Here is a 16,037-nt window from a genome sequence, read left to right on the forward strand (position 1 = left end):
GATCTCTCCTCCGCTCATTGCCCGGCCGTAGCCGCCGCGCGCGCCAGATTGGTTTCATATTGTCCCTTGGCGGACAGATATTGCTTCGGCCACTCGACCTTGGTGATGCCGATGCGCGCGGCTTCGTGCAGCGTCCAGGCCGGGTCGGCAAGATGCGGCCGCGCGATGGCGCAGAGATCGGCGCGGCCGGCCGCGAGAATCGAATTGGCGTGATCGGCCTCGGAGATCGCACCGACTGCAATGGTCTCAATGCCGACCTCGTTGCGGATCAGGTCGGCGAACGGCGTCTGGAACAGGCGTCCATAGATCGGCCGCTCGTCCTTCCAGACCTGCCCCGACGAACAATCGATCAAGTCCGCTCCGGCCTCCTTGAACATCGCAGCGAAGACCGCCGCATCGGCCGGAATGTTACCGCCGTCGGTCCAGTCATGGCAGGACAGGCGCACAGACATCGGCCGATCGGACGGCCACACCGCGCGCATCGCTTCGAACACCTCCAGCGGAAAGCGCGCGCGGTTTTCATGGCTGCCGCCGTATTCGTCCGTGCGCCGGTTGGTCAGCGGCGACAGGAAGCTCGACAGCAGATAACCGTGCGCGCAATGGAGTTCGAGCCACTCGACGCCGGCGGCAGCGGCACGATGTGTCGCGGCGACAAAATCGTCACGCACGCGGTCCATGTCGCCGCGGTCCATCGCCCGCGGCAGCTGACCGTGCGGAAGATACGGCAAGGCCGACGCCGAGATCAGCGGCCAGTCTCCGGATTCAAGGGGTTGATCGATCCCTTCCCAGGGCACCCTGGTCGCACCCTTGCGCCCGGCATGGCCGAGCTGAATCCCCACCTTGGCATGCCCGACGCCATGGACGAGCTCGACCAGACGGCGCCACTGCGCCGCCTGTGCATCGTTCCAGAGCCCGAGGCAACCCGGCGTGATCCGCGCATCCGGGGAGACGCAGGTCATCTCGGCGAAGACCAGCCCGGCGCCGCCCATGGCGCGCGCTCCGAGATGGGCGACGTGGAAGTCGTCGATAAGCCCGTCCTGCGCCGAATACATCGCCATCGGCGAGACCATGATCCGGTTCGCAAGCGTCAGTCCCCGCACACGGTGCGGTGTCAGCATCGGCGGCGGCACCCGCTCGCCATCCTTGACCGCGATGCCCGACCGCGTGGCGAACCAGCGCTCGAAGCCTTCGAGCCAGGTACGATCCCGCAGCCGAAGGTTCTCGTGGCTGATGCGCTGTGAGCGCGTCAGCATCGAATAGAAGAATTGCGGCGGCTCGAGCGTGTCGGCATAGCGCCGGCCGACGACCTCGAACCATTCCATGGCGTTGCGCGCAGCATTCTGGATGCGCGCGACATCGACGCGGCGCACCTCCTCGTACGCGTCCAGCACGGTCTCGATGCCGGCGCGACCGTGGCCATGGCGATCGAACTGGTTGGCGAGCTCGATGGCGTCGTCGAGCGCGAGCTTGGTGCCCGATCCGATGGCGAAATGCGCGGTGTGCGCGGCATCCCCCATCAGCACGACATGAGACTTGCCGTTGAACACGCTCCATTTGCCGCAGATCAGGCGGCTGAAATTGAGCCAGGCCGAGCCGCGCAGATGGCGCGCATTGGTCAGGAGCTTCGCGCCGTCGAGCGTCTCGGCGAAGATTTTTTCGCAGAACTCGATCGAGCTCTGCTGATCGAGCTTGTCGAGCCCGTGAGCCTGGTAGGCTGCTTCCGTAGTCTCGACGATGAAGGTCGAGGTCTCCGCATCGAATTTGTAGATGTGCGCCTGAAACCAGCCGTGCTCGGTCCTCTGAAAATCGAATGTAAAGGCGTCGAATGCCTTCTTGGTGCCGAGCCAGATGAAGCGGTTGGGCCGGATCACCATGTCGGGCTGGAACTGCTCGGTATAGCGAGCGCGGATCCTGGAATTGACGCCGTCACAGGCGACGATCAGGTCGGCATCGGGAAATTCGAGATCGGACTCGACCTCGCGCTCGAAGACGAGCTCGACGCCCAGCGCTTCACAGCGCCGCTGAAGAATATTGAGCAGATGCTTGCGCCCGATACCGATGAAGCCATGGCCCGTCGTGCGCTGGCGCGTCCCCTTGAAGACGAGCTCGATGTCGTCCCAGTGATTGAAGGCGTCCTCGATCTCGGCCGCGCTCTCGGGGTCGGCAAGGCGCATCGAGGACATCATGGCATCCGAGAACACGACGCCCCAGCCGAACGTATCGTAGGGCCTGTTGCGCTCGACGACCGTGATGACATGCTCCGGGTGCCGGCGCTTCATCAGCAGACCCAGATAAAGACCGGCCGGGCCGCCGCCGATACAGACTATGCGCATGATCCCTCGCTTTCGCGCGTCGCACCGTGTGCCGAGCTTTCACCCAAATTATTTTAAGCATAAAATATTTCCTCGGCGCGCATCTTGTCAAGGTGGTTGTGCGAAGCCCCCGGCCCACGGGCTCGCCTCCGCGGCGTCGATCCTGAGATTCAGTGTAAATTGGACACATTGCAGTGCCGATTCCGAGCCGCTCGGGCGCAGCCTTGAATTTACTTTTGGCACGAACTATCTTGCAGTGACCACGACAGCTGCGCCGGCTTTCGTCAGGCCACCAAGCCCGGGAGATTCGATTGGCACTCGCGAAGGAGTCCACGCCTGTTTCAGTCAAGAATGGGGCGGATCAGGAGGCCGAGTACAGGGCTCAAACGCGGGTCTGGCTCCGGCTGCTCGCCTGCACGACCCTGATCGAAGGCGAGTTGCGGCGCCGGTTTCGCGACGAGTTCGATTTCACGATGCCCCGCTTCGATGTGCTCGCTCAGCTCGACCGCGAACCGAGCGGGCTTGTGCTGGGAGAATTGCCCAAGCGCCTGATGGTCTCGGCCGGGAACCTCACGCCGATCGTGGATCGCCTGGTCGCGGATGGATACATCACGCGCACGCCGTCGAACCTCGACCGCCGCGTGCAGATTGTCTGCATGACGGTCGAAGGCCGCAAGACCTTCAGGCGAATGGCCAAGAGCCACGGCGCGTGGCTTGCCGAGCTGCTGGCGGATTTCCCGGCGGACCGGTTCGACGGATTGATCGGCGAGCTCGACGACCTCAAGGGCGCCGTCAGGGACGCCCTGCAAAAACCCTGAGCGGACCGACAGTCAGCGCCGCACCCTCACTCCGGCCGCCTCGCGATCCCAGGTATCCGTGGTGATGCCCGCCTCGCGCAGCACGCCCTTCTTGATCTTGCCGTTCTCGGTCAACGGCATCTGGCTGAGAATGCGCACATAGCGCGGGATGGCGAAATAGGCGATCTGCCCTTCGCAATGCCTGACGATGTCGACGGGCTCCAGCGATTGGCCCGGTTCGAGCAGGATCGCAGCGGCAACCTCGTCCTCTCCCAGCTCGGACGGCAGCGGGTAGATCGCGCAGGCGGCGACCGCGGGATGGGACTGGATGGTCTGCTCGACCTCCCATGAGGATACGTTCTCGCCACGCCTGCGGATCGAATCCTTCATGCGGTCGATGAAGCGATAATGTCCGTCAGCATCCCGAACGACCCGATCGCCCGAATGGAACCACAGATTCCGCCAAGCCTCGACCGTCTTCTCCGGCATGCCGAAATAACCGGTGGCAAAGGCAAAGGGTTCTCCGGCGCGAAGCACCAGCTCGCCGGCCTGCCCGTCGGGAAGCGCTGAATCGTTTTCGTCGACGATCCGCGCCTCGATTCCGTCGGCGAGATAGCCCATCGTGCCCGGACGATCCGACGGGATCGTACCCGCGAACACGAAATTGGTCTCGGTCGACCCGTAGCCGTCGACCAGCGGCACGCCAAACCGCTCGAGGAACGGACCGTGGATTTGCGGCGGCACGCCGCCACCAAGCGCAACGCGAAGACGGTGCGCCCTGTCGTTCGCATTGTTCGGCTGCGCCAGCAGCATCGACGCCATCGCGCCGAGCAGATAGCCGACCGTCGCCTTGTGCCGTTGCGCGGCGGCCCAGAAGCCGGAGGCGGAGAATTTCGGCTCCAGCACGTAGGTGCAGCCGTTCAGGAGCGCCTGATAGAACGCATTGAGTGCGTTGGTGTGGAACAGCGGCAGTGTCGTGAACAGCACATCGCCCTCGCGGATGCCAAGCGCCCGCGCCGAATAAATGCCCCACCAGAACAGCTGCGCCTGCGGACAGCACACCCCCTTCGCTGGCCCCGTCGTGCCCGACGTGTAGAGGATCGCAACGGTATCGCCGGGACGCACGGCACCCGCCGGGGCCGCGGCTCCGAGCGCCGGCAACGGTACCGCGGAAAGCCGGGCATCGACTGCGCCGGCGGCAGCTTCGACGATCCAGGTGCGAGGTGGCAGGTCGACACCTGCCTCGACACTCTCGATCGCGTCGACGAACTGAGCCTCGACGACGAGGAGCGCGGGACGCGAGTTGCGGAAGATGTGGGACAGCTGGAAGCCGCGCAGCGCGGTATTGATCGGGACCGCAATGGCGCCAAGCCATGCGCAGCCGAGATAGACCTGCAGGAACTCCGGAAGGTTCGAACACATCAACGCGACCCGATCGCCCGGACTGATCCCGGCATCGACGAGCGCCTGGGCCGACGCGGCCGCGATCGCCGCGGTCTGCGCAAAGCTCCAGCGCGTCTCCCCCGCGACAAGCAGGACACGATCGCCATGGCGCTCGGCCTGCCGCGTGAGGATCGTTGACAGGATGCGGTCCGACGGCGGAAACGACGTCACTGCACACGCCCAGGCCGGCGTCACGTTCTCACGGCCGACCGCGTCGCTGACGTTCACCGGCGCGTTCTCCGTCACGATCAGGCTCCCGTCTCAGGGCAACAGCTTGTATTTGCCGTTCTCGATCTGCACCAGGACGCGCGAGCGATCATCTACGCCATGCCGATCCGCCGGCGTATAGGTGTAGACGCCCTGCGTCCCGACGACCTCCTTGGTCGTGAACAGCGCCTGACGAAGCGCGGTGCGGAATTCCGGCGTGCCGGGTTTGGCACCGGTTGCCATCGCGCGCTTGGCGGCATCGGCGAAGACGAGCCAGCCGTCGAAGGAATAGGACGAGAATGAATCCGTCGGCGCCTCGCCGTTCGCCTTCTCGAAGGCAGAGCGGAAATCCAGGGCCACCTTCTGGATCGGATTGCTGGACGGAAGCTGCTCCGCCGCGGTCACGGGTCCAGTCGGGCAGATGATGCCGTTGGCGGCCTTGCCGGCGAGACGCAGGAAATCGGCGCTGATCAGCCCATGATTGCCATATAGCGGCCCTTTATATCCGCGCTCGGACAAGGCGATGACCGGCAGCGCGCCGGGCGTTCCAGTGCCGCCGAGCATGATGGCGTCGGGACGTGCGGCGAGTGCGCGCAGCACCTGAGCCGTCACCGAAGAATCCGATCTGGCGTAGCGTTCGTTGGCAATGATCTTGATGTCGGTCGTCTTCACACTCTGCTCGAGCGAGTTGTACATGAGGTCGCCGAACGCATCGGAGAAGCCGATGAACGCGACGGTCTTCAGGCCCTTCGCCCTCATGTGATCGACGATGCCTTGCACGAGAAGCGGCGTCGGCTGCGGCGTCTGGACGACCCAGGGGCCGCCGTCGCCCGGCGGCACCGGCGCGATCGGTGACACCGCGATCATCGGCACCTTCATCTCGATCGCGGCGGTCGCCATCGCCAGGGTCTGCGGCGCGCCCGACGTTCCGATCAGGATATCGACCTTCTCCTGCTCGACGAGCTTGCGCGCATTGCGCGCCGAAGCGGTGGCATCGGAAGCGTCGTCGAGTTGGATGACGCGGACCTTCTCGCCGCCGATCTCACCGACATAGGCCTCTCCCGCGGCGATGCCCTTCGCATTCGGGATGCCGATCGAGGATACCGGCCCGCTGAGACCGGTGACGAAGCCGACGAGGATCTCGGCCTGCGCAAGTTGCGGGACGGCGAGAAGCATTACGGTGGAAGCCAGCAGGCTCTTGATCAAGTTCATGGCACCTGTCTTTCGTGAGGATGTCTTATTCCGATTGGCAAGCGCCATGGATTGGACTCAGGTTGACGCCACCAGCGCGATGACGCGAAGCGGACTGCCGGAGCCGTTCTGGATCTTCAGCGGCGAAGCCACGATGACCGCCCCGGTGGGTGGAAGCTGATCCAGGTTGCACAGGCATTGCAGGCCATAGCGGCCCGCGCCGTGCAGGAAGTGATGCGCCGGATAAGGCGGCTCGAAATGGCCGGCCTGCCCCGCATCCGTGCCAATGGTCTCGGTGCCGAACCCGATGACGCCGCGTTCCTCGACCAGCCACTTCATGACGGCGGAGTTCGGGCCCGGCGTGTGTGCGCCGTCATCCCTCAGATTGGAATAGTCGCGCCAGCCCTTCTTCGACCAGTCGGTCCTGAGCAGCACCCAGTTCCGCTCGGGGATCCGGCCGTGCTTTGCTTCCCAGGCCTCGACGAGCGGGACGGTCAGCAGGAAATCGGGATCCTGCGCCGCCTGCGCGGAGCAGTCGATCACGCAGGCCGGCGCGATCATGTCCTTGGCCGGCATCGTGTCGACGGCATTGTTCGGCAGGTTCTTGCCGGTGAACCAGTGGATCGGCGCGTCGAAATGCGTGCCGGTGTGCTCGCCGAACGTGACGTTGTTCCAGTACCAGGCCGGACCGCGACCATCGTATCGCGAGATTTCCTGGATGCGGACGGGGGCGGCCTGGCCGAACTCCGGCGGCAGCACGATGACCGGAAAATCCGGACTGAGCGTAAATGTCAGGTCGACGACGCGCACCGCGCCGGAAGAAACCGCACCCGCCAGCTCCAGGAGATTGTTGCTCTGCATCGTCACGTCCTCCGGCTTGGTTGAAATCCCGCTTCTCACCTGTCGAGCTCGCGCTCGAGCGCTTTCGGATTGGCCGCAAGACGTTGCCGGATCTCTTCGGCGACATCTCCGACATACACCTCCTCGAGCCCGCCTTTGAGACCCGACACGATCGCCTGCGCGATTGCGCGCGGCGCGACCTTCGGCGGCGGCACGGTCTGGAACCACTCGGTGTCGGCGGGCCCGGTGAACAGATTCATCACCCTGACGCCGCCGGGCCTGAGCTCGGCACGAAGGCAGTGCGAGAGCGACAGGCACGCCGCTTGCGAGGCCGAGTAGGCGCCAAAGGCAGGCCAGTTCGCCAGCGCATAGACCGAGAGAATGTTGACCCAGGCGGCACTGCTGTTGATGCCATCGGCACCCCGCATCCGCATGGCGGGGCCGAAGGCCTGTGCGAGGTTGATGAAGCCGAGATAGGCCTGGTCGATCTCGTCGCGCGCGATGCTCGTGCCCCTGCGGTCGAGCAGGCCGCCCGGTCGCACATATTCCGTCGTGTTGACGAGGATATCGACCTTGCCGCCGATGTCGGCTGCGAGATCGGCCGCAGATTTCTCGTCGGCAGCGTCAAGGGTCACGATCTCGATTCCGTCCTGGCCGCGCAGCAGCTGCTCGCCGGCGAAAGGCCGCCACGGTTCGGCAATGCCGACGAAGACCGTCTTGGCGCCCGCGGCCTTCAAGGCGGCGACGGCCTCCTGACCGATCACGCTCCGACCGTTGGTGACCAGCACCCGCCGGAATTTCGGATCGGCCGTCATTTCCCGCCATTGCTTGTCGTCTGCCATGTTGGGAGTCTCCCCCTCGGGATGGGCAAAGGCCACCGCCTGGCCGCTCTTGTCGAGTTGAAACGACATGCGGACGGGTGCGCCCTCCACGCAGTCGGCATGGAGGTGCGTCACAATCGTCGGACCGCAATCCATCTTCACGAGGCCGATGCGCCAGGGCGCCCGCTCGCGGAAATAGACATCGCTCGGCACGCGCGCAGTCGTTTCGGCAAGAAGAACACCTCGTCGTGGCGCATCGACGAAGGCAAGGCCGGCCGACAGGCAAGACGGACAGGCCTCCCGCGCCGGATAAGCAAAAGAACCGCAGGCGTCACAGCGTTGCAGCATGAAGCGGCCCTCGGCGGCTGCCCGCGTAAACCCATGCGACGTTCTGCTGCGCGGTCGCGGCGGCGAAGCAGGCAGCCGCGTTCGCAGCAGCGGATTCTTGCGCCGGGGCGGCTTGATCGGCTCTATCATCGCGACGGCCCTACAAAGATCGCGGCGCCCGAGGCGAGACCACGGTCATAGTTGATCATACCGAACCCCGAGGCCAAGGCGAGGCTCGCATTCCTGACCTGGGTGGGGCCTGCAGTCCCCAGAACCTGTCGAAGTCCCTCGACGAGACCGAGATAGGCGCCGGCGGCACCGGCCTGTCCGGCCGAGAGCTGTCCGCCCGACGTGTTGTGCGGAAAGTCGCCGTCGATGGTGAGATCGTGCTGGCGCACGAACTCGGCCCCCTCCCCCTTGTTGCAGAATCCGAGATCCTCGAACTGCATCATCGTGATGACGGGGTAGTCGTCATAGGTCTGCACGATATCGAGATCATCGGGCTTCACGCCGGCCATCGCATAGAGCTCGCCGACGTCCATTGCCCAGCCGCCGCGGACCTGCATCGGATCGTCGGCAAAGGCATTGTGCCGCTCGATCGTCGAAAGCAGCCGTGCTGCTGTCAGCCCGAGCGAAGCCGCGGTCTCGTCCCGCATCACCAGGAAGGCCTCGGCGCCGGCGCATGGCATCACGCAGTCGAAGAGATGGATGGGATCGGAGATCGGCCGGGCCGCCAGATACTGCTCCATCGTCAACGGCGTCTTCATCAGCGCATGCGGGTTGCGCAGGGCATTGGCGCGCTGGGCGACGGCGATCCTGCCGACATCTTCACGCGTGACGCCGAAGGTCCGCATATAGTTGCGCGCAATCAGCGCGAAGCTCGCATTGGCGCCGCCCGCGCCGTAGGGATAGACGGCGTCTTGGTTGAACCGCGAAAAGTTCTCCAGCGTCAGCCGGAAGGAATCGACATGGTTGGTGTCGCCGGCGATGCACGCCACGATGTCGGCGTCGCGCGCCTGAACCGCGCGCGCCGCCTTTCGCAAGCCTGCGATGGCGCTGGCGCCGCCGAGCGGAATCGTATCCAGCCATCGCACGCAGAGCCCGAAATGTTGCGTCAGCCCGATCCCGCTGTCGGTACCCATGGTGAAGCTGGAGACGCACAGACCGTCGATGTCGGAAGCCTTGATGCCGGCCCGCGCAACCAGCGTACTCAGTGCCCGGCCGATCCACCATTGCGCACTCTCGATGGAGTAGCGCACATAGGGAATCGTGACGGGCGCCGCAATCACGACGCCGTCGTACGGTGTGCGTAAGGAATTGGTCACCGACCGCCCGCCTCGTTCATCCGCTTCAGAGCACCGTCAGCTTCACGGCAATATTGCCGCGGGTTGCGTTCGAATAGGGGCAGCGCTCATGCGCACCCGCGACGACCTCCTCGGCCACTGATGTCTCGACACCGGGCAGATTGACCTTCAGTTCAACGGCGAGCGCATATCCGACTGGAACCGGACCCATCGCAACCTTCGCGGTCACTGACGGCTCAGCGGATGGGACGACCTTCCGGGTGCGCGCGACAAGCTTGACCGCACCGAGAAAGCACGCGGCGTAGCCGGCCGCAAAGAGCTGTTCGGGGTTGGTGCCTTCGCCCCCGGGACCGCCCAGCGATTTCGGCACGGACAGCGATACCGACAACAGGCCGTCGGCGCTGGCGGCCTTGCCGTCCCGGCCGCCGGTCGCCGTCACCTCGGTCTCGTACAGGATCTTTTCGGGAGTCATCATGATTCATTCTCCAGTCCTAGCGGCTGTCGCGAGCAAGCAGTGCGCGGAAATCGTCGCGCGCCTGGGCGCTGGCCCGCTTGAAGCTCGGCCCGCGGCTGGGCTCGGTGCCATTGAGCTGCCGGAGCTGCACCCACATCTCGGCACTTTTCAGCGCCACCGCCGCGCAATTGACCACCGGCGCGTGCCCGACTTTCAGGCCATGCTCCCTGCCGATCAGAAGGCCCGGCAGTACACCGGCGGGGATCACGACGTCGGCGCCGTGCTCGACCAGCGGGCGTGCGCAGGCGACGAAGTCCTTGATCATGCGGGCTTGCGCGGCCTGATCTCCGTCAAAGGCATCGGCGAAATCCGCCGGCTTGCAGCCAAGGCCGGTCACGTGGGCCACGCGATCGCCGAGGCCATAACGCTCGGCCTGCTCGTAGTGCCAGACCTCGAAGACGGGATCGAGGGTCACAAGGCCGAGCCTCCGGCCGAGCTGAGAGGCCGCCAGCAACGTCGCCTCGCCGGTCCCGATCACGGGAATGTCGAGCGTCGAACGCAACTCGTAGAGTCCGGGATCCTGGAAATGCCCCATCACGAAGGCGTCGAACCCGCCCTCCTCGGCTGCGATGCCGTTGTCGATCGCCTGGACGGCGCAGCGCAATTCCGCGAGCCGTCCGAACTCCCGGTCCGGCGGCGAAATGCCCTCGACGTGAACGGTCGTGCCCGATGCAGCGATGTTGTTGAGGTATTCCGACAGCCGCGCCATGTAGGGCGCGTTCACGCTCGCATCAACGAAGCTCTGCCAGAAGATGCGCATCGTCCTTCTCCTCAGGCGGTGATCGGAGGATCGGTCGTCGACGGCCGATAAATATATTTCAATCATAAACTAATTCACGCGTCAAATGCGCGCGGCGTCGCCGCCGACGGTTACCGTCGCCGCAGGGCGAGCATGGCCATTTCGTACGCTCGATGGGCACAGATGCGCCGCACTCAGGCGAAATTGTATGCAACAACATTTTTTCTGACAGGGCCGTGACACGTGTTGACGGCTCCACCAACAATACTTTAGGCTTTAAGTAATTCCTCGCCGGTCAGGGGCCGGTGGCCATAACAATGATGTTGCAGGGCACCGATTTTGAGAGACTCGATCGTGTGGACAGTCGCCGTGCTCGAACAGCCGGCAGCAACAGCATCGCCGGCCGCGCATCGCGGCCGGGCCCACGGCCTTTCGTTGCTTCGGGAAAGTCCCGCCCGCATCTGCCGATGGGCCTGTCGTTCGAGCGGCAACCAGCGCCATGGCCGCTGAGATCCGGCCGAGCAACCCCTCTTCGGTCGCGCCCGGATTTCGGCGCTGCAGCAATGCTTTCAATCGGTTCGTTCGTCGTTCGGGCTCCCCGCACGGCAGCTTCGAGGCATTCCTATCCAGCACCAACGGAGGAGAACGCGTATGCGCAAGACTCTGAGCCTACTCGCACTTGTCGCCGGACTCTTCGCGGCGCCGGCTGCGCAGGCCGACATCACCATCGGCTTCGTCACCTCGCTGAGCGGCAACGGCTCGTCGATCGGAATCCCTTATGGGCGCGGCATCAACGCCGCTTATGAGTACAAGAAGACCATCAACGGCGAGACCATTCGCCTGATCCAGCTCGACGACGGCTCCGACCCGTCGGCCGCGACCCGCAATGCGCGCAAGCTGGTCGAAGAAGAAAAGGTAGACCTCCTGATCGGCACGGCCACGGCGCCCTCGACCATCGCCATGGCGGCGGTGGCGAGCGAGCTGAAAGTGCCGATGATCGCGGTCTCGCCGATCGGCAAGCTGCCGGATACGCCGGAGCAGTGGGTGGTGTCGGTGCCGCAGCCGGCCTCTCTCCTCGTCAAGATCGTCGCCGACCGCATGAAGCGCGACGGCATGAAGAACATCGGCTATGTCGGCTTCTCCGACGCCTGGGGCGACCTCGTCTACAACGGCGCCAAGGCCGCCGAGGCCGCCGGTGACATCAGGATTCAGACCAACGAGCGCTATGCCCGCACCGACACCTCGGTCACCGCGCAGATTCTCAAGGTGATGGCCGCACGTCCCGACGCCGTGCTGGACGGCGGCTCGGGTACGCAAGGCGCGCTGCCGCTTCTCACGCTCGCCGAGCGGGGTTTCAAGGGCAACACCTACGGCACGGTGGCACTCGTCAATCCGGACTTCGTCAACGTCGGCGGCAAGGCGGCCGAAGGCATCCAGGTCTCCGCGGGTCCCGTGATCGTCGCCGAGCAGCTTCCCGACGAGCACTTCGCCAAGAAGATCGCGCTGGATTTCCGCAGCGTCTACCAGAAGACCCATAACATCCCGACCACCGACGGCTTCTCCGCCTATTCGTTCGACGCCTGGCTGATCTTCGCCAACGCTGCCGAGCGCGCGCTGAAGACCGCCAAGCCCGGAACGGCGGAATTCCGCACGGCGCTGCGGGACGCGATCCTCAGCACCAAGGAGCTGCCGGGCGTGCATGCCGTCTACAATTTCAAGCCCGGTGCGGTCACCGGCGTCGACGAGCGCTCGCTCGTCGTGGTGCGCCTGACCGGCGGCGCCTGGAAGTACGCGCCATAACCGGATCAATGGCCCCGGCATCACAGGGAGCAACGACGTCTCAATGACGAGCGACATTGCAGCCATTCTCGCGATCGACGGGATCGCCACAGGGGCCGTCTATGCCCTGGTGGCGATCGGGACCGTCCTGATCTTCACGGTGACGCGGGTCATCTTCATTCCCTTCGGCGACATCGCGGCCTTCACCGCGCTGACGCTGGCTGCCCTCGATGCGAAGCGCTTTCCGGGCACGGGAGCGCTGGTCGTGATCCTGGCCTGCCTTGCGACCCTGATCGAGATCATTTCGCTGGTGCGCTCCGGCGAACTCCGCCTGCTGCCCCGCGCGCTGTCCTTCTATCTCCTGCTTCCGCTCGCCGTGGTCGGTGCAGCCTGGCTCGTCATGCGCCTGGACCCGCCGCTTGCCGTCAGGCTCGTGCTCGCGCTGATGCTGATCACGCCGATTTCCCCGCTGCTGGATCGGATCGTGTTCCGTCCCATCGCTGACGGCACCGTGCTGCTGTTGCTGACGGTATCCGTGGCGCTGCATTTCGCGCTGGTCGGCCTTGGCCTGTTGTTCTTCGGGCCCGAAGGGGTCCGGACGGAGCCGCTGACCTCGCTCTCGACCGAGTTCGCGGGCGTGCTGATCTCGGGCCAGACCATGCTGATCGTGATCGCGGCCCTCGTTTTCAGCGGCCTCCTCTACCTCTTCTTCGACTTCACGCTGGTCGGAAAATCGCTGCGCGCCACGGCCGTGAACCGGACCGGCTCCCGGCTGATGGGAATACGCCCCGCCCGCGCCGGCACGATCGCCTATCTCCTGGGCTCGCTGATGGCCGGCGTATCCGGAATCCTGATCGCGCCGGTGAACACCGTGTTCTACGATTCCGGCTTTCTGATCGGCCTCAAGGCCTTTGTCGGCGCCATCGTCGGCGGCATGACCAGCTATCCCGGTGCGGCGATCGGCGCCGTCGGCGTCGGCATCCTCGAAAGCTTCGCCTCCTTCGAGAGCAGCGCGCTCAAGGACGTCATCGTCTTTTCGCTGCTGATCCCGATCCTGATCTGGCGATCCCTCGCCTCGCTGCATTCCGAGGAGGAGATCGAGGAATGACGCGCCGCCACATTCAGCTTGCCGCCATCCTCGCCGTGCTTTGTCTCGCGGTGGCTCCCTTCGTGCTCAGTCCGTTCAGCATCACGCTGATGAACTATATCGGCATCTATTCGCTGGTCGCCATCGGCCTTGCCCTCCTCACCGGCGTCGGCGGCATCGTGTCGTTCGGTCAGGCGGCGTTCGTGGGCGTCGCGGCCTATGCAACCGCGTGGGTCTCTGCGTTGAACGGGTACTCCCCGTGGCTCGGCCTCGTTTTCGGCGTCGTGCTGACCTGCGCCGTCGCAACGGTTCTCGGCGTCGTCACCCTGCGGCTTCAGGGCCATTTCCTGTCGCTCTCGACCGTCGCCTGGGGCCTTGCGATCGGCTTCCTGTTCGGCAATGTCGAGGGGCTCGGCCGCTTCAACGGCATCTCGTCGATCCCGCCGATCAGCTTCGGTTCGATTGCGCTGGTCACGAGCGCCCAGATCTATTTCCTGATCTGGGGCATCGTCGCCGCGGTGCTTTTCCTCGGCTACAACCTGCTGGACTCCCGGCTCGGCCGCGCCATGCGCGCGCTCCGCGGCGGCAATACGCTGGTCGAGAGCCTCGGCATCAACGCGTTCCGCATCAAGCTCGTGACCTTCGTGATCGCGGCCTTCCTCGCCTCGCTCTCCGGCTGGCTCTATGCACATATGAGCCGCTTCATCAGCCCGGGTCCGTTCGATGCCGGCATGGGCATCGAATATCTGATGATGTCGATGGTCGGCGGCGCCGGCAGCCTGCTCGGCGGCGTCGTGGGGGCCGCGGTCGTCACGCTGCTCAAGAACAGCGTGCAGGACTATCTGCCGTTGATCGCCAAGGGTGCCTCCGGCCAGCTCGAGATCGTCGCCTTCTCCGCACTGTTCATCCTGTTCCTGCAATGGGCCCGGCAAGGCATCGTTCCCTTCGTCGCCCGCTATCTGCCCAAGGCCAGGCGCGAGCGACCTCAACCGGCGCCGCCCCTGCCCCGTCGCGCGCAACCGACGCCCGGGGAGCTTCTTCTGAAAGTGGATGGCGCCGAGCGCCGGTTCGGCGGCCTCGTCGCGGTCAACAATGTCAGCTTCGAGGTCCGCGCCGGTGAAATCCTTGCCGTCATCGGCCCCAACGGCGCCGGCAAGAGCACGATGTTCAACTGCCTGACCGGGGCGCTCCGGGTCAACAAGGGTGAGATCGTCTTTGCGGGACGCCCGATCACGCATGACGCGCAGTCCCGCATCGCCAGGGCCGGTGTCGCGCGGACCTTCCAGCATGTGAAGCTGAGGCCGCGCATGAGCCTTTTGGAAAACGTGATGCTCGGCACCTATGCCCGCACGCGCAACGGCCTTTTCGCCGGCGCCTTCCGCCTCAACCAGCGCGAGGAGGCCAGCGCCCGGCACGAGGCCATGATGCAGCTCGAACGCGTCGGGCTCGGCGACAAGCCGTTCGAGCTCGCGGGCAATCTGCCGCTCGGCAATCAGCGCATCCTCGAGATCGCGCGCGCGCTCGCCGCCGACCCTGCGCTGCTGGTGCTGGACGAGCCGGCCGCGGGGCTTCGCCGCCAGGAGAAGCTGCGGCTCGCGGAGCTGCTCCGCTCGCTGCGGGCAGACCATCTGACCATCCTGATCGTCGAGCATGACATGGAGTTCGTGATGTCGCTGGTCGACCGCATCGTGGTGCTCGATTTCGGCTCAAAACTCTGCGAAGGCGCGCCGGCCGCGATCCGCAGCGACGAACGGGTCCAGGAAGCCTATCTCGGAGGCGTCGCGTGAGCGAGATGCTGTCCATGACGGATGTGACGGTTTGCTACGACAATGTCGAAGCGGTCCGCAACGTGTCGCTGTCGGTCGAGGAAGGTCAGATCGTCACCGTCATCGGCCCGAACGGTGCCGGCAAGACCACGCTGCTGATGGCGGCCATCGGCCTGCTGGCCTCGCGCGGCCGCATGGTCTTCCAGGGTCACGACATCGGCAGGATGTCGGTGGAAGACCGCGTCGAGCGCCGGCTGTGCCTCGTGCCGGAGAAGCGCGAGCTGTTCTCCGACATGACGGTCGCTGACAACCTGCTGCTCGGCTCCTACAGCCTGCGTGACCGCTCGGGAGTCCAGAAGACACTGGACGAGGTCTATGACCGCTTCCCCCGCCTGAAGGAACGGCAGCGCCAGGCGGCAGGCACGCTCTCCGGCGGCGAGCGCCAGATGCTCGCGCTCGGCCGCGCGCTGATGGCCAAGCCGAAGCTGCTCATGCTGGACGAGCCCAGCCTCGGTCTCGCGCCGCTGATCGTGCGCGAGATCTTTCGCACCATCGCGTCGCTACGCGATCTCGGCGTGTCGATCCTGCTGGTCGAGCAGAACGCCCGCGCCGCGCTCGAGACGGCCGACTACGGCTATGTGCTCGAAACCGGCGAAGTCGTGCAGTCGGGCCCGGCCAAAGATCTCATCCACGATCCCCGGCTGATCACGGCCTATCTAGGTGGACACTAGCCGGTTCGGATCAGGGCCGGCGAGCCGCACAACAAAAATACTCGAAAACAACCCCATGCACAGTAGCCGGTGACAGCGATATCAATGGCTTAATCGGCGACAACTGCGGATTTTACGAAATCCGCTTGATCCGTCGGGCAAAACAGTGGCATGATGCCATCGTCGCCGCTTACGCCGCT

General features: G+C 65.1%; 13 protein-coding genes. 5 read left to right on the plus strand and 8 right to left on the minus strand.

Annotation, left to right across the window (positions count from 1 at the left end; translation table 11 throughout):
- Window positions 1-14: 14 nt before the first annotated feature.
- Entirely contained in the window at window positions 15-2,333 is a 2,319-nt protein-coding gene (locus tag BJ6T_RS29810) for a bifunctional salicylyl-CoA 5-hydroxylase/oxidoreductase (protein WP_014496264.1), read from the minus strand.
- A 290-nt stretch (window positions 2,334-2,623) separates the two neighbouring features.
- Here BJ6T_RS29810 and BJ6T_RS29815 point away from each other — a divergent pair, with 290 nt between their 5' ends.
- On the plus strand, window positions 2,624-3,130 hold the full coding sequence (locus BJ6T_RS29815) for a MarR family winged helix-turn-helix transcriptional regulator (RefSeq protein WP_014496265.1): 507 nt from the start codon (window positions 2,624-2,626) through the stop codon (window positions 3,128-3,130).
- Window positions 3,131-3,142: 12 nt separating this feature from the next.
- On the opposite strand, the gene BJ6T_RS29820 is transcribed toward BJ6T_RS29815, so the two are convergent.
- From BJ6T_RS29820 to BJ6T_RS29850, 7 genes are read right to left on the minus strand one after another with little or no spacing between them, the layout of a single operon-like run.
- A complete protein-coding gene (locus BJ6T_RS29820; protein WP_014496266.1) occupies window positions 3,143-4,798 on the minus strand; it encodes an ATP-dependent acyl-CoA ligase in 1,656 nt (551 codons plus the stop codon).
- A gap of 15 nt (window positions 4,799-4,813) precedes the next feature.
- Window positions 4,814-5,971 carry an ABC transporter substrate-binding protein gene (locus BJ6T_RS29825; protein ID WP_014496267.1) on the minus strand — a complete coding sequence of 386 codons (1,158 nt, stop codon included), beginning with the start codon at window positions 5,969-5,971 and terminating at the stop codon, window positions 4,814-4,816.
- Window positions 5,972-6,028: 57 nt separating this feature from the next.
- A complete protein-coding gene (locus tag BJ6T_RS29830; protein WP_014496268.1) occupies window positions 6,029-6,811 on the minus strand; it encodes a cyclase family protein in 783 nt (260 codons plus the stop codon).
- 35 nt (window positions 6,812-6,846) lie between these two features.
- Complete coding sequence (locus BJ6T_RS29835) at window positions 6,847-8,088, minus strand: SDR family NAD(P)-dependent oxidoreductase (protein ID WP_028169654.1); 1,242 nt, start codon at window positions 8,086-8,088, stop codon at window positions 6,847-6,849.
- Complete coding sequence (locus BJ6T_RS29840) at window positions 8,085-9,263, minus strand: thiolase family protein (protein WP_014496270.1); 1,179 nt, start codon at window positions 9,261-9,263, stop codon at window positions 8,085-8,087. Before BJ6T_RS29840 ends, BJ6T_RS29835 begins: the two co-directional genes overlap by 4 nt.
- Window positions 9,264-9,288: 25 nt before the next feature.
- Window positions 9,289-9,717 (minus strand): organic hydroperoxide resistance protein, encoded by a 429-nt coding sequence (locus BJ6T_RS29845; protein WP_014496271.1) that lies wholly within the window; start codon window positions 9,715-9,717, stop codon window positions 9,289-9,291.
- Window positions 9,718-9,733: 16 nt separating this feature from the next.
- Window positions 9,734-10,516: an aspartate/glutamate racemase family protein gene (locus tag BJ6T_RS29850; RefSeq protein WP_014496272.1), complete on the minus strand. Its 783-nt coding sequence runs from the start codon at window positions 10,514-10,516 to the stop codon at window positions 9,734-9,736.
- A 630-nt stretch (window positions 10,517-11,146) separates the two neighbouring features.
- On the opposite strand from BJ6T_RS29850, the gene BJ6T_RS29855 reads away from it, so the two are divergent.
- Genes BJ6T_RS29855 through BJ6T_RS29870 form a run of 4 tightly spaced genes read left to right on the plus strand, consistent with a single transcriptional unit; the run spans window position 11,147 to window position 15,858 of the window.
- Complete coding sequence (locus BJ6T_RS29855; RefSeq protein WP_014496273.1) at window positions 11,147-12,295, plus strand: ABC transporter substrate-binding protein; 1,149 nt, start codon at window positions 11,147-11,149, stop codon at window positions 12,293-12,295.
- A gap of 43 nt (window positions 12,296-12,338) precedes the next feature.
- A complete protein-coding gene (locus BJ6T_RS29860) occupies window positions 12,339-13,382 on the plus strand; it encodes a branched-chain amino acid ABC transporter permease (RefSeq protein WP_014496274.1) in 1,044 nt (347 codons plus the stop codon).
- Complete coding sequence (locus BJ6T_RS29865; protein ID WP_014496275.1) at window positions 13,379-15,148, plus strand: branched-chain amino acid ABC transporter ATP-binding protein/permease; 1,770 nt, start codon at window positions 13,379-13,381, stop codon at window positions 15,146-15,148. Before BJ6T_RS29860 ends, BJ6T_RS29865 begins: the two co-directional genes overlap by 4 nt.
- Entirely contained in the window at window positions 15,145-15,858 is a 714-nt protein-coding gene (locus BJ6T_RS29870; protein ID WP_014496276.1) for an ABC transporter ATP-binding protein, read from the plus strand. Before BJ6T_RS29865 ends, BJ6T_RS29870 begins: the two co-directional genes overlap by 4 nt.
- Window positions 15,859-16,037: the final 179 nt, after the last annotated feature.

Source organism: Bradyrhizobium japonicum USDA 6, from assembly GCF_000284375.1.
Classification (GTDB): Bacteria; Pseudomonadota; Alphaproteobacteria; order Rhizobiales; family Xanthobacteraceae; genus Bradyrhizobium; species Bradyrhizobium japonicum.